General features: G+C 63.8%; 11 protein-coding genes. 5 read left to right on the forward strand and 6 right to left on the reverse strand.

What is annotated here, in order from left to right:
- Window positions 1–315: 315 nt before the first annotated feature.
- Window positions 316–1,308 carry a sterol desaturase family protein gene (locus tag ACZ1JV_RS00945; protein ID WP_465149222.1) on the forward strand — a complete coding sequence of 331 codons (993 nt, stop codon included), beginning with the start codon at window positions 316–318 and terminating at the stop codon, window positions 1,306–1,308.
- A 99-nt stretch (window positions 1,309–1,407) separates the two neighbouring features.
- A complete protein-coding gene (locus ACZ1JV_RS00950) occupies window positions 1,408–2,103 on the forward strand; it encodes a hypothetical protein (protein WP_465149223.1) in 696 nt (231 codons plus the stop codon).
- Window positions 2,104–2,164: 61 nt separating this feature from the next.
- On the opposite strand, the gene ACZ1JV_RS00955 is transcribed toward ACZ1JV_RS00950, so the two are convergent.
- The gene (locus ACZ1JV_RS00955) at window positions 2,165–3,118 is read right to left on the reverse strand and encodes an MBL fold metallo-hydrolase (RefSeq protein WP_465149224.1); all 954 of its coding nucleotides are present in this window, start codon (window positions 3,116–3,118) and stop codon (window positions 2,165–2,167) included.
- Complete coding sequence (locus ACZ1JV_RS00960) at window positions 3,118–4,179, reverse strand: NHL repeat-containing protein (protein WP_465149225.1); 1,062 nt, start codon at window positions 4,177–4,179, stop codon at window positions 3,118–3,120. Before ACZ1JV_RS00960 ends, ACZ1JV_RS00955 begins: the two co-directional genes overlap by 1 nt.
- A gap of 295 nt (window positions 4,180–4,474) precedes the next feature.
- Here ACZ1JV_RS00960 and ACZ1JV_RS00965 point away from each other — a divergent pair, with 295 nt between their 5' ends.
- The gene (locus ACZ1JV_RS00965) at window positions 4,475–4,801 is read left to right on the forward strand and encodes a UrcA family protein (RefSeq protein WP_465149226.1); all 327 of its coding nucleotides are present in this window, start codon (window positions 4,475–4,477) and stop codon (window positions 4,799–4,801) included.
- A gap of 319 nt (window positions 4,802–5,120) precedes the next feature.
- Here the strand turns inward: ACZ1JV_RS00965 and ACZ1JV_RS00970 are convergent, their stop codons facing one another.
- Genes ACZ1JV_RS00970 through ACZ1JV_RS00985 form a run of 4 tightly spaced genes read right to left on the reverse strand, consistent with a single transcriptional unit; the run spans window position 5,121 to window position 11,499 of the window.
- Window positions 5,121–6,248, reverse strand: coding sequence for an ABC transporter permease (locus tag ACZ1JV_RS00970; protein WP_465149749.1), 1,128 nt, complete (start codon window positions 6,246–6,248; stop codon window positions 5,121–5,123).
- A 13-nt stretch (window positions 6,249–6,261) separates the two neighbouring features.
- Entirely contained in the window at window positions 6,262–9,000 is a 2,739-nt protein-coding gene (gene rbbA / locus ACZ1JV_RS00975; RefSeq protein ID WP_465149227.1) for a ribosome-associated ATPase/putative transporter RbbA, read from the reverse strand.
- A 16-nt stretch (window positions 9,001–9,016) separates the two neighbouring features.
- Window positions 9,017–10,117: an HlyD family secretion protein gene (locus ACZ1JV_RS00980; RefSeq protein WP_465149228.1), complete on the reverse strand. Its 1,101-nt coding sequence runs from the start codon at window positions 10,115–10,117 to the stop codon at window positions 9,017–9,019.
- Entirely contained in the window at window positions 10,114–11,499 is a 1,386-nt protein-coding gene (locus tag ACZ1JV_RS00985; protein ID WP_465149229.1) for an efflux transporter outer membrane subunit, read from the reverse strand. The genes ACZ1JV_RS00980 and ACZ1JV_RS00985 overlap by 4 nt, the downstream gene beginning before the upstream one ends.
- A 636-nt stretch (window positions 11,500–12,135) precedes the next feature.
- On the opposite strand from ACZ1JV_RS00985, the gene ACZ1JV_RS00990 reads away from it, so the two are divergent.
- Entirely contained in the window at window positions 12,136–13,371 is a 1,236-nt protein-coding gene (locus ACZ1JV_RS00990; protein ID WP_465149230.1) for a glycosyltransferase family 4 protein, read from the forward strand.
- 168 nt (window positions 13,372–13,539) lie between these two features.
- The gene (locus ACZ1JV_RS00995) at window positions 13,540–14,346 is read left to right on the forward strand and encodes a glycine zipper 2TM domain-containing protein (RefSeq protein WP_465149231.1); all 807 of its coding nucleotides are present in this window, start codon (window positions 13,540–13,542) and stop codon (window positions 14,344–14,346) included.
- Window positions 14,347–14,357: the final 11 nt, after the last annotated feature.

Raw genomic sequence — 14,357 nt, forward strand, 5'->3', positions numbered from 1 at the left:
CTATGTGCTGACCCCGGCGACGCGGGCTCATGACCGCCGATGCGGGTGCGCACGCTTTGCGGCTGCACCGGCCCCTGTTACATCGGCATCGTCAGGCTATGGGCCGCACGGGCCGGGTAATATGTGTTGTTTGACGTAGTTCCCTGAAACCGGAACCGTTCACGGGGGAAATCCGCCCGCTTCCTGCCGGCAGGAGGCCATACCGCCGCGCGGAAAGCGCAGTGTACGTCAAACGACGTAAGGCGGTGATCTGCACCCTGGGTTACGCTGTGCGGAGAGATTCCCGAACTGCCAACATTCTACTCAGGGGTTGCCATGAGCCAAACCGTCGCGGCCGAAAGGCCATCCTACATGGTCAGCGCCCCCATTACCCGAGGGCTCGAAAATCTCGGCCGGGTAGAAGGCGGCCCGTTCAAGCAGCTGTTCTTCACCCATTTTCAGCCGGCATTCCTGCTGATCGTGATCGCATTCTATTATTATGCGCCGGAAGCATGGATCAAACCGTCGGTCACGCTGTGGATCGGCTACGGCGTCAAGGTCATGATGCTGTCGATGGAGTGGATCTCACCCCGCTACAAAAGCTGGCAACACACCTGGAAAGAGCTGGCCTGCGACACCTTCTATGTCGCCATGGGCGCGATGTTCGTGCGGGTGGTGTTCGGACCGATCAACAGCGACGCCATCATCACCTGGTTCCAGGACACGTTCGACCTTGCCAAGTTCGCCTGGTTCATGGGGCTGCCGCTGCTGGTTCAGGCTTTCGCGATCTCGTTCATCGGCGACTATTTCCAGTACTGGATGCATCGCGGGATGCACAACTGGTACCCGCTGTGGATCACGCATGCCCCGCACCACTTCGTCACGCAGCTGAACGTTCAGAAGGGGTCCGTCGGCAATCCGATCGAGATCTTCCTGATCGGCCTTGGCATTGGCGGTCTGTTCGATTTCCTGCCGCGCGCTGCACTGCTGGCGGGGGCTTTCGGCATGGCGGTCAGCAGCTACCAGCACTGCAACATCCGCTTCAACACGCCGAAGTGGTGGTTCAAGATCTTCAATTCCACCGAGCACCACAGCCTGCATCACGCGCAGGACTATGAGGCCACCCGCAGCAATTATTCGGGCACCTGGATCTTCATCGACCGGATGCACGGCACCTGCCTGGATGGAGAGGCGGAACTGTTGGGCCAGGAAGGTGGCCGCCGGATGTCGATCTGGGAGACGATGCATTACACCCTCTCCGAACCGTACAAGCTGCTCAGGCAGAAGTGGGCGGCGCGCGGGCAGATGACGGCCGTCCCGGCGGAGTGATCACAACCGCGCCCGGATGAACGAAGCCGGCAACCGGCCCTGCAACCGGCGGAACCGACAATAGCGAATTCGCTCGCGCGGCATGCGAAGGAACCTTTCGTGAAGCTATCTTACATCGACTGGATCTGGCGGATGCGTGGCAGCCTGCCGATCCCGCCAACCGAAACCGCCGCAAACGCCTTCGGCAAGCTCGAAGAAATGTTCGAGGAAAAGGGCACGACCTATCGCATCGATGGTGACACACTGATTTTCAGCAAGAAGGACGCGCTTCCTCAGGATAAGATGTCCGCGTTCGACGGCGGCACGTTGCGCGTTTCCAATGGCGTGCTGCGCTACAGCATTACCAGCCGGGCGCTGCTGGCATGTTTTCTGGCGCCGCTTTTCTTCTATGCGCTGGGTTATGTCGGCGTTTCCCTGGACCAGTGGCGCAATCCGCCCGAAGTCGCCAAGGCCAAGGCCGAAGCGGCCAAGAAGCGGTCCCTGGTAAAGGCTGAGGACGTGCCGATGAATCCGGTCGACAAGTTCCTTGGCGCGCCCACGCCGGAAAAGAAGAAAGACGGCGAGGAAATCGGCAAGCGCAACCGCAAGCCGTCGATGACCACCGCCTATACCTACATGGGCATCTTCTTTGCGCTGTGGATTGCCGGACGCATCCTCGAACACCGGCTCATCCACCTCCGGTTCCGCAAGCGCTTGGCGGGTGAAGACGCGGCCCGGGTTGAACCAGCCAAATCGGCGCGTTCCGCACAGGACAGCGGATACTCTATGACCAATGCCGCGCAGACTGCAGGGTAAAGCATGAAGCTCGACGCGCGCGGCACGTCGAGCTTCTTTACCGCCCCAAGTCAGCCGAGGATCATCGGGCGGGTCGGGGTGGAAGCGGATAGACGATGAAATCCGCGTGCCGATCGATCGTCTTCGCTGCGCCGTCGCTGGCGAGTGCCTGCTGAAGCTCACCGATGACGGCCGGCGAAAGCGGCAGGGCATGTTCCGATGGATGGCTCGCAGCCCGCATCGGATAGTCCTGCTGCGGGGAATCGGTCATTTCGATATGCGCGCCCAGCAAGGCACGGATGCGATGCGTTTCGGCGAAGGCAGCAAGCCGATCTGCGCTGGCGCGAAACTCGGCAAAGTGCTCTGCGGGAATATACAGGCGCCCGGGATAGAGCATGTCTCCCGAAAACAGCAACTGCGTCTTTGCATCGTAGACCATGATGTGCGCGGGTTCGTGGCCCGGCGTCGGGACGATCTCCAGCATGCGCCCGCCCAGATCATAACGGCCGATGCCGTTGGGCCAGTCGGCAATGCCGAAGAAATCCGCGACCTGATTTGGCGCAAGGCCGATGAGCGTCGTATCGGGTCGATCGGCAAATTCGGCGTCGCCGGCATGGTGGTCGCCGTGGCCATGCGAGTGCGCGACTATGAGCTGGATCGGGCGGCCGCCATGCCGCTGGCGCCACGCCGCTATCAGGCGATCGACGGTGGGCCGAATTCGCAGCCCGCCCGCCCCCGTGTCCAGCAACAGCGCGCGATCGTGGCCGAACAGCAGGTAAAGAAACGGCGCCTCGAAATTCGTGCGGACCGACTGGCGGATCACGGCGGTGTCCGCGTCGATCATCTGCACTTGTGTCTCAGGTTCGCTGGCCGTCGTTCCATCGATCCACGGCGCGAAATGCGGCGGTTTGAAGGATTGCGGTGCTGCCCCCACAAGAAGTGCGGCGGCGGCCGGCAGGAACGCGGCGCGCAAAGCTCTGCGGCCACGCGGCGAAAGGAATGGGCCGGTGCCGCTGGCCGATGCCCGCGCGGCCATCACTTCGCATCCCTTTCGGCCGAACAGTCTGCGGGCAGCTTCGCCAACGGAATGCGCGAGACGGTGCCCGAGCGCAGATTGGTGAGCCACACCGCGCCATGGCCGACTCCCAATGAATCGCCACCTTCGCCCTTCCACTGACACAGTGGCATGCCGCTGCGGGCGTCGATTGCGCTAAGCGGCGTTTTCATCATAGTGGTCCAGACCCGCCCTTTAAAAAAAGCAACGTCCCCGCCATGGCCCGGGGTATCGAGCGCCTGCGCAGGCGCGGCTTCGCGGCGCCTCGCGTCGATCCTGCTCAGCGTGCCGTCCCCCTGGTTCAAGGTCCACACCGCCCCGGCACCTGCTGCCGTGAAACGCGGGTTCGGACCCACCGGTATGTTGGCGATGACCGTATTCGTTCCGGGATCGACCACGGAGACATCCTGCCCGTCCACATGGGTCACCCAGATCAGCCCTTTGTTGAACACCGGATTGTAGGACCCGGCAGGCACCTGAATGACATGAACGACCGCTCCGGTCTTCGGATCGATGCGTGCCAGAGACCCTTTCCTGTCGGTAACGAGCCAGAGGCTTCCCGCGCCGATGGCCAGGCTGCCTTCACCGGCCGGCGGGCCTACGGTAAACACGGCGCTCAATTGCCGCGTCTTCTGGTCCACTTTGGCCAGTTGCGGCGTCGGCCCGCACAGCGGGATCCAGATACTGCGGCGATCGGCGGACAGCCCGGCGCAAGGACGCCCTGGCAGAGCGATGCTGACGACCGCATTCGTCCTGGGATCGATCTCGTGCACGGCATTCGGCCCCGTACTGCCGACCCAGACCTTGTCGGCGGTGATCGTCACCCAATCGGCGGTGGTGCCGACTTTGATCGTCGCATCGATAACAAGATCCGACATCGCATGGACGGCGGGGCGCGATACGACGCCCGGTGCATGAACGTCGGCCGCCGATTGCGTCGGGGCCGCTTGGGCGGCACCGGCCGCGCACCCCAGCGGCACAACGAGGAGAAGGCCCCGGCCGATCGAGTTCGTCAGGTAACGGCAAATACGGGACCTGCTCAAGACATTCGCTCCTTTGTCGTTTTGTCCGGCGAGTGCGGGGAGACAGTCTACGCACGTGGATCCGCCGCACTCGCCGGACTTGGCCGAGTGAGCGGGGCGCCATGCGCGATCGTGATGCCGGGTGTCGGGCAGCCTATCGCATCGCTCCATACGGTGTTTGACGTAGCACCCTCTATCGGCGCCCGATCAGGCCCCCGGCCGCCCTGTACCGGCGCGGCGTTGCCATCCCGCGCCCGAAAGTTTATGTGTTAACCAAGGCCGCCACAGATCGGCCGGAAAAACGCCGGAGATGAACATGCTGAAGGCAACCTTGGCGGTTTTGGCCGCCTGTGCGATCGCCCCTGCCCTGCACGCCGCCGAACCCGTAAATCCGCTGGTCAAGAGCAGCGTCATGATGAACCTAAGCGGATTGGACCTGACCACGGTTGATGGTCAGCGCCGGCTCGCCATTCGGATGGGTCAAGCGGCGCGCGAAGTTTGCGGATCGCGGCTTTCGACGATCCATCTTGCACTCGAAGCGCAAAGCCGGGAATGCCAGGCCGAGGTCAAGGCCGATATCCGGTCGCGGATTGAGCAGCAAACCGCGATGTCGGAGCCCCTCCCCTCGTCACAATCCAGATAACCGTGCCGAAAGGCGCCGTTGGCCTTCGCTCATCGCGATCGAATTGCTGCCGGCTAAAAAACGGAGGTTCGGGCGATAAACCCGAACCCCCGTAGTCTTGTCTGGGTGGGAATATCCAAAAATGTGGCAGGCAATCCGTCCGGCTTCGTGAGGGCGAAGCGCGGTGAACGACCTATCCGGGAAACTCCACTGCGATCATGTTAGCGATCCTGCCACCCGGCACTCTACGTCAAACACCTTATGGTTCGATCATCGGCGCGGCCTAGGACGGCGCGTTTCGCCGCGGCCCGCACATGGCGGGTATAGGAAACCCAGATACTCAGGCCATCGCGCTGATCGTCGAGCGGAACCGGGCCAGCGCGATTGCGAAGAACACCACGCCGATCCCGACAGTCGCGGCGAACTGCGGCCAGACGACGTCGAAGCCTGCCCCCCGGAAGAGTATCGCCTGCCCCAGTTCCACGAAGTGCGTGGTCGGCGCGAAAAGCATCACATCCTGCACCAGCTTCGGCATGGATTCGCGCGGTGTGCTGCCGCCGGAAAGCATCTGGAGCGGCAGCAGCACCAGGATCATCAACATGCCGAACTGGGGCATGTTGCGGGCGATGGTGGCAAGGAAAATGCCCATCGATGTGGTCGAGAACAGTACCAGCCCCGCGCCTGCAAAGAACAGCGGCAGCGATCCGGCAATGGGAACGTGCATCAGCGCCCGTACCACCAGGTTCACCGAAAGCGCCGAAGCCAGCAGCACCACCAGCGCCATCGACCAGACTTTCGACATCATGATCTCGAACGGCGTCACCGGCATCACCAGCAAGTGCTCGATCGTGCCGTGCTCCCGCTCGCGGATCAGCGCGGCGCCGGTCAGGATGATGGAAAGCATCGCGATCTGGTTGATGATCTGCGCCAAGGCGCCGAACCATGACTTGTTGAGCGTGGGATTGAACCGTGCGCGAATGGCAAGGTCCACTTGCGGCACAGTGTTCGCACGGTAGCGGTTGACGAATTCGTTCACCTCACCGTTGACGATCTGCTGGATATAGCCGCTGCCGGTGAAGGCCTGGCTCATGCGGGTGGCATCGGTGTTGAGCTGGATTTCCGCGCCTCTCCCCGCCAGCACATCTCGCTGGAAACCGTGGGGAATGTGCAGCACGAACGTGAAATCGCCTGCGTCCATGCCGGGATCGATCTGCTGCGGCACGATCATCCTGGGCACCACGAACTGCGGCGGATAGAACGAGGCGACGATGCGCTGGGAGAGCGGGGAATCGTCCTCATCCACAATGGCGATGGCGGCGTTGTGCAGCGTTTCCGGCGTGGAATTGGCCGATGTGTAGACCGATACGGTGAACGTGAAGACGATCAGCACCAGCATGATCGGATCGCGCCACAGGCTCCACAGCTCCTTCACGCCCAGCCGGTAGATATTGGAAATCTTGGAAAACAGGGGGGCCAGCATGTCAGGTCTCCTGCTTCTTGAGGAGCATGATGGCGACGCCGACGATCGCCGGCGCCGATATCGCGAGCGGCAGGAACGATCCGGCAAGGTCCGAAAAACCCAGAGCCTTGGCAAAGACGCCGCGGCTGATCGTGAACATGTGGCTGGCCGGATAGATTTCGCCCATGAACCGCGCGCCGCCCTCCATCGAAGAGACCGGATCGGTCATGCCGCCAAAGGTCGTCGCCGGAATCATCGTGCCGATCATCGCCAGGAACATCGCCGCGATCTGGCTGCGCGTCAGGGCGGAGGCGAGCAGGCCCATGCCGGTGGCCGAGATGCAATAGATCGTCGCCGCCAGTAGCAGCGTGGGGAAGCTGCCTTTCACCGGCACCCCGAAGATGAAGATGGCCATCAGCACCATCAGCAGGAAGTTGATGAGCGCCAGCCCCACGTATGGCGCCTGCTTGCCCAGCATGAATTCGCTGCGGGTAACGGGGGTGACGTAGAGGTTGATGATCGATCCGATCTCCTTCTCCCGCACTACCGCCAGCGCCGTCAGCATGGCGGGCAGCATCAGCAGCAGCAACGGGATGACCAGGGGCACCATCGCCGGCAGGCTCTGCACGTCCGGGTTGTAGAGAAAGCGGTTTTCCAGAGAGAAGACGCCGCTGGTCGATCCCATGCGGCTGCGCACCTGCTCGGTCAGCCAGTGCTGGTGCAGGCCCTGGATATAGCCCTGCACCGTTTCCGCCCGGCCAGGATTGGCGCCGTCGAACCAGACGCCCACGGTCACGTCGCGCCCCGCGCGGACGTCTCGCCCGAAACCCGGCGGAATCTCGATACCCAGCGCCAGTTCGCCATTCTGCAGCCGCCGCTCCAGATCGTCGTAATCGCGGATCGGCGCGTGTTCCTTGAAGTAGTCCGAGCCCGAGATATCCAGCGCGTAGTTCTGGCTCAGCAGGCTGCCATCGCGGTCCATCACGGCGTAGGACAGTTCGTTGATATCGGTGGTCATGCCGAAGCCGATCACCAGCATCAGGATCAGCGACCCCGCCAGCGCCAGCGTGGCGCGCACCGGATCGCGCTGCAATTCCAGCGTTTCGCGCCAGGCATACGTCAGGCAGCGCTGCAGGCTGAAGGCGCCGCCGGTATCGGGATGCGATAGTTCCGCTGACAGCGCCGGCGCGCCTTCCTGCGGGCTGCGCGTGTCGCCGCCTGCCTCCACCAGATAGCCGATGAACGCCTCTTCCAGATCTTTCGCGCCGCGCTTGTCGATCAGGCGCTGCGGCGTATCGCTGTCCAGCACTTTGCCCGCATGCATCATCGACATGCGATCGCAGCGCATCGCCTCGTTCATGAAGTGGGTGGAGATGAAGATCGTCACCTTGTCTCGCCGGGACAGTTCCACGAGCAATCGCCAGAAGGAATCGCGCGCCACCGGATCGACGCCCGATGTCGGCTCGTCCAGGATCAATAGGTCCGGCTTGTGGACCATGGCGACGGCAAGGCTGAGGCGCTGGCGCATGCCCAGCGGCAGGCTTTCGGGCAGTTCCTCCAGCACATGAGTCAGGTCGAACCGCTCCACCATTTCGGTGACGCGCGCGGGAATTTCGGCGGCGGGCACATGGAACAGGCGGGCGTGGAGTTCCAGATTCTGCCGCACCGTCAGTTCGCCATAAAGCGAAAAGGCCTGGCTCATGTAGCCGACGCGTCGGCGGGTGGAGATATCGCTGGAATCGACCTCGTTGCCGAACAGCCAGGCCTTGCCCTCGCTGGCAGGCAGCAGGCCGGTGAGCATCTTCATCGTCGTGGATTTGCCGCAGCCGTTGGAGCCCAGAAAGCCGAAAATCTCGCCCCGGCGGATGCGGAAGCTGACGTGATCGACCGCGGTGAAATCGCCGAACCGCATGGTCAAGCCTTGCGCCTCGATGGCGATATCGTTCTCGTCCGCCTCCAGCGGCGGGATCACCACCGCGCTGTGCCCGCGCGTCTTCTCCTCGGGCAACAGCGCGATGAAAGCCTCTTCCAGCGAAGTGGTACCGGTTCGGTCGAAGATTTCCTGCGGCGTGCCGGTATCCAGCACATTGCCGTCGTCCATCGCCACCAGCCAGTCGAAGCGCTGCGCCTCGTCCATATAGGCGGTGGCGACGATCACGCTCATCTGCGCCTGCGTCTTGCGGATATCGGTGATGAGGTCCCAGAACTGGGCACGGGCCAGTGGATCGACGCCGGTGGTCGGTTCGTCAAGGATCAGCAGGTCCGGATCGTGGATCAGTGCGCAGCACAGGCCCAGCTTCTGCTTCATACCTCCCGAAAGCTTGCCGGCGGGGCGCGCCAGGAACGGATCGAGCCCTGTCGCCCGCGTCAATTCGTCGATCCGGCGACGGCGCTCCGGCCCGTCATGCCCGAACAGGCGGCCGAAGAACTGGAGATTCTCTTCCACCGAAAGCGTGGGATAGAGGTTCTTGCCCAGCCCCTGCGGCATGTAGGCGATGCGCGGGCAGACATCGAGCCGGTGCTTGCGATCGCGCATGTCGCCGCCCAGCACCCGCACCTCGCCCTCCTGCACCACCCGTGCACCGGACACGAGCGAGAGCAGGCTGGACTTGCCGACGCCGTCCGGCCCGATCATGCCGATCATCAGCCCGGCGGGAATGTCCAGATCGATGCCGCGCAGCGCCTCCGTCTTGCCATAGCGCGTCCAAACGCCCCTGACACGGACGACCGGTTCGGTGGAAATGCCCGGTGGCGCGGACATGCTTACGCCCCCTCGCTCACTTCGCCGTACTCTGGCCCTTCTGCGGCGCCAGCGCGCCACGGAGTTGCAGCGAGGCCGGCCATTCCGCCCTGGAATCGATCTTCACATAGGCCATGCCGGGCAGGCCGGTCTTCACCAGGCTCATGTAACGGCGCAGCAGTGCGGGATCGATCCGGGCGCGCACGCGGAACATCATCTTCTCGCGCTCGCTCTGGGTTTCCACGGTCTTCGGCGTGAACTGGGCGACATCGGCCACGAAGCTGATCCGCGCCGGGATCGGGTTGTCGGGCAAGGCATCCAGCACGATCCGCGCCTCACTGCCGATACCCAACCGTCCGGCGGCGGTGGCGGGCAGGAAGAAGGTCATCGTCACGTCCGTCAGATCGACCAGACTGACCACGCGGCCACCCCCGCTGACCACCTCACCCGGCTGGGCGATGCGGAACTGCACGCGGCCGTCGCGCGGGGAGCGCAAGGTGGCATCGTTGATATCGGCCTCGATCCGCTGGATCGTCGCGCGCGTGGCTTCCACGCGGGACGAGGAGCCGATCACCTGATTGCGCGCATTGGTCACGGCCACTTCGGCGGAGGCGACTTGCGCCCTTGCGGCCTCCACGGCAGCCGAGGCGCCCTCCACTTGCGCGGCATCGTCATCGCGCTCCTGCGCCGAAGTCGCCCCTTCGCGCGACAAGGTATCGGACCGGCCGAGCCGCTTGCGCGAGGCGTTGAGTTCGGCCAGCCGCTGGCGCACCACGGCATCGGCCGCCGCCTTTTCCGCCTGCCGCTGCGCCACTTGCGTCTGCGAGACCAGCACGGTGTTCTGCGCCTCCGCCAGTTGCGCCTCCGCCTCGGTTTTCTGGGCGGTGAGCACGTCCACGTCCATGTGGGCGATCACATCGCCGGCCTTCACCGTCTGCCCTTCATCCACCACGATATCGCGGATGCGCCCGGCGGACTTGCTGGCGATATCGATCTCGGTCGCCTCCAGCCGGCCGTTGCCGCCCACGATGCCTTCCGGCAGGCCCGATGGCGTCAGCAGCTTGTAGAGTGCGAAAGCCGCCGCGATCACGGCCGCGAGGATCAGCCCCCTGACGATCCAGGTCTTGTTCATCGTCACTGCCCCTCTTGGCTGGCCGGCGTTGCGGCGGGCGTCTCGAACGGCCGGTTGGCGGGAAAGCCGCCGCCCAGCGCGGAATAGAGCGAGACCACGCTCGCCAGTTCGGCGCGGCGCAATTGCACCAGCGCCTGTTCGGCATCGAAAAGATCGCGCTGCGCATCCAGCACTTCCAGATAGGTCGAGCGGCCGTTGTCGAAGCGCAACTGCGCCAGCCGCGCGCGTTCGCGCTGCGCTTCCACCAGCCCGCGCGTGGTGACGATCTGTTTGGCCAGTTGCTGGCGCCGCACCAGCGCGTCGGACACGTCGCGGAAGGCGGACTGAATGGTCTTTTCGTAAGTGGCCACCGCCTGATCGCGGCGCGCCTCGGCCACGTCCAGATTGCCTTTCAGCCGCCCCGCGTTGAAGATCGGCATGACGATCTGCGGCGCGAAGTTCCACGCCTGACTGCCGCCTGTGAACAATCCCGCCAGGTCCGAGCTGGAGGTGCCGAAAGCGCCGGTCAGGCTGATATTGGGAAAGAACGCCGCCCGCGCCGCGCCGATATTGGCGTTGGCCGCGCGCAACTGGTGTTCGGCCGAGACGATATCCGGCCGGTTCACCAGCAATTCGGACGGCAGGCCGGTCGGCAGCGTGAAATCGGGAAAATCACCGGTCAGCCCCAGCGATCCCGGCGCGATCTCCACCGGCGCGCCAACCAGCAGCGCCAGCGCATTGCGGTTGACGCCCCGCTCCTGCTCCAGCGCGTCCAGCGTGGTCTGTGCCTGCGCCAGCAGCACTTGCGACTGCGCCATGTCCAGCTTGTTGCCCGATCCCACCTCATAACGGCGGCGCATGATCCGCAAGGTTTCCTCACGCGTGGTGATCGACTGGCGGGCGAGTTCGGCGCGTTCCTCGTACTCGCGTTCCAGCAGGTACCCCAGCGCCACTTGCGAGACGAGATCGGTGGCAACGGCGCGGCGCGACTCCTCACTGGCGAGGTACTGTTCGCGCGCAGCGTCGCGCAGATTGCGCAGGCGGCCCCAGAAATCGATTTCCCAACTGGCGCTGAGCTGCGCGGTAACCTGCTTTAGATCGGCGTACTGATCGGTGCCCGCCACCAGCGTGCGCCCGCGCGTGCCGCTGCCCACGGCGTCGAGCTGGGGATAGAGCGCAGCCCCTTCGATCCGCCAGGCTCCGCGCGCCTCGGCCACGCGCGCGGATGCCAGGCGGATATCGCGATTGTTGGCCAGGGCCTGCCCGATCAGCGCCTGCAATTGCGGTTCACGGAAGAAGGCATGCCAATCGAGCGCAGCGATGGATCGTCCCTCTGCATTGCCTGGAAAGCGTTCCGGCACCGGCAATGGCGGCTGTGCGTAAGGCGGCGCGAAAGAACATGCGGACAAGCCAATGCAAAGCGCCAATTGCACCACCGCGGCCCGCGCAGGCTGCAGCCTGTTGGGGACGGTCCGGGAAATGCCCTGGAAGATATATTCGTTCGGCACTGCTGAATACGCGTCGCGCGAATTTCCGCACAGTCCCCGAGGTGCCCGCAAGTTAAAAAGCACCAGAATCCCCTTTTTGCGCTGCATGCAAGACAACGCCGAAAACGACGCTTATGGGATCTGAGAAATGACGCGAACCATTACCGGAATGGTCTTGAACAGACCGTCATCGCTCTGGATTGCATGGCATTTATAGGAGTAAGCGGATCGCACCGTCAATCGATACTTCGCATCGACACAATAGCGGGACGCATCCCGTCGCACCAACTTGCACCGCCCCTGAGACAATTGGCGGCCATTTGTCCAGCCGCTCATTTGAATGCGCCGTTCGCTCCCGCGCGAAGGATTTTATCGCCGCCTTGGCCCGTACGGGATGCCGAGAGGGGACTACCATGGATAAAGCGGAGTAACTCTCTTGGCGGCAACGAATAATCGGCCCGTTCGGGTGTAAATAGGGCATTCGGCCGAGCAATGCTGAGTGCGGATCGCACGAAAACGTGCGGCCGACCTGGAAGCTAGGGGAGGTTCCGAACGACAATGGCAATGACGTACCCATCGCAAGGCATTCAGAATGCGGCCACAAAACCCGGGGCCCAACCTGCCTTTCCGGAACGCAAGCGGGTTGCCCTGGTGCTCTCCGGATTGACCGCTGGTGGGGCTGAACGTGTTGCGAACATCATTGCCGATGTACTCGATCGGCGTGGCTGGCAGATCAGCGTGATCTGCTTCGCGGAATCGGATAGCCCGTCATACTACCGCTACCCCGCCAATGTGGATGTCGTGCGGCTCGACCTTCCGCCGCGGCGGCAGTCGGCCCTGGCGAGCAAGGTCTCGGCAATCCGGCGCACCTTGCGACTTCGCCGGGCGCTGGATGCGGCGTCGCCCGATGTCGTGGTCAGCTTCCTGACGCGCACCAACGTTCTCACGCTTCTCGCCGGATTGGGCAAGAAAACCCCCATCATCGTGTCGGAGCGCAACAATCCCAAAGAACAATCGGTGGGCCCCGTCTGGTCCTGGTTGCGAACGCGGCTCTATCCGCGCGCCTTCGGGCTTGTGACCATGACCAAAGGCGCGATGGAGTGCTTCCCCCCGGCCATGCGCCCGCGCCAGTGGGTCATTCCCAATCCCGTGCTGTGTTTCGAACGCCACAACACCGCAGCGCCAAACGGCAAGTCTATCGCCGCCGTTGGCCGCCTCGTGCACCAAAAGGGCTTCGACCTGCTGCTCCACGCCTTTGCCGAGATCGCCGGCGAGTATCCGGAATGGAATCTGGTCATCTGGGGGAAAGGCCCGGAGCGGGCGAAACTGGAAGACATGGCGGATCGACTGGGCCTGCACGGCCGCGTGCGTTTTGCCGGGGTCAGCGAACGTCCGGGCGGATGGGTCGATCACACCGATATCTTCGTGATGAGTTCGCGCTACGAAGGTTGGGGCAATGCCTTGGCCGAGGCGTTGGCCGCCGGCATTCCGTCGATCTCCTTCGATTGCCAGTGGGGCCCGGGGGAGTTGATCGACCAGAACGTCAATGGATTGCTGGTTCCGCCCGAAGACATCGAAGCGCTCGCCCGGAATATGCGGGAATTGATGCGCGATCCGGAATTGCGCCGGCGCCTTGCCGACAATGCCAGAGCGATCGCGGAATCGTTTTCCGCCAGCAGTGTGGTCGATGCCTGGGAAAAGGTCATGGTGGAAGCGCTGGACGCCGGCACCAGCGAGATGTCCCGCCGCGTCGCTCCCATCAGCCGGATCAACAGCGCGATTCCGGGGATTTAGGGCCCATTGAGGCAACGTCTCGGCGCGAGCATTGCGACGAGAACGGGCGCCGCAACGGCAGCCGCGACATTTCGTTACATTTTAGAACATTCCATCGCATCTCCCGTCAGCGGCAGTTCACACTGGAAATGACACATTCGGTGTTAGAAACTCGACGGGACAAGTGACATGGCTGGCAGTCTGCAAAAAGCGGGAGCATACGTGATGATGGCGGTGGTTGCGGTTGCGACGCCGCTTGCCGCCGCTTCGGCGCAGGACTACCCGCCGCCCGAAGCGCCGGAGGCCTATCCCCCGCCTCCCGGCTCTCCCTATCAGGGCCAATATCAGGATCAGTATCAGGGCGATTACGGCCAGCCTTATGCGCCGTCTGCACCGCCGCCGCCGGATAGCTACGCCGCGGTCGCCCCGCGCGGATACGACGGATCTCAGCCGCCGCCACCGCCGCCGGGCTACCAGCCGGACCCGGCCTATGCGCAGCAGATTGACCAGGATCGCTACTACGAAGCCCATGCAGAGGATTGGGCGCAGCGCTATTGCATACGTTCCGGCAGCAATGCCGGCTCCGGCGCCTTGATCGGCGGCCTGCTGGGAGCGTTGCTGGGATCAAGCGTGGCCGGCAGGCATGATCGCGGCGCGGGCGCCGTGGTGGGCGGCGCCATGGGCGCAGTGGGCGGCGCGGCCGTCGGCAGCGCCAGCGGCGGTGACACCAGCCCGGGCTGCCCGCCCGGATATGTCGTGCGCGCGCAGGCCCCCGCCTTCTATTACGAAGGCTACGGCGCCCCCTATTACTATGCCGCACCGGCCTGGTATCGCCCCTGGATCTTCATCGACAACCGGTGGACCTACCGGCCCTATCCCTATCGCACGTGGTATTACGGCCACTATGGCTACGGCCGTCCGGGATACGGCTATCCCAGAGGCTACCGGGGCTATCGCGGCGGGTATCACGGCCCTTACGGTTACCATCGCCGCTGAGCGAAATCGCA

The sequence above is a fragment of the Novosphingobium sp. BL-S-19 genome (assembly GCF_055521675.1).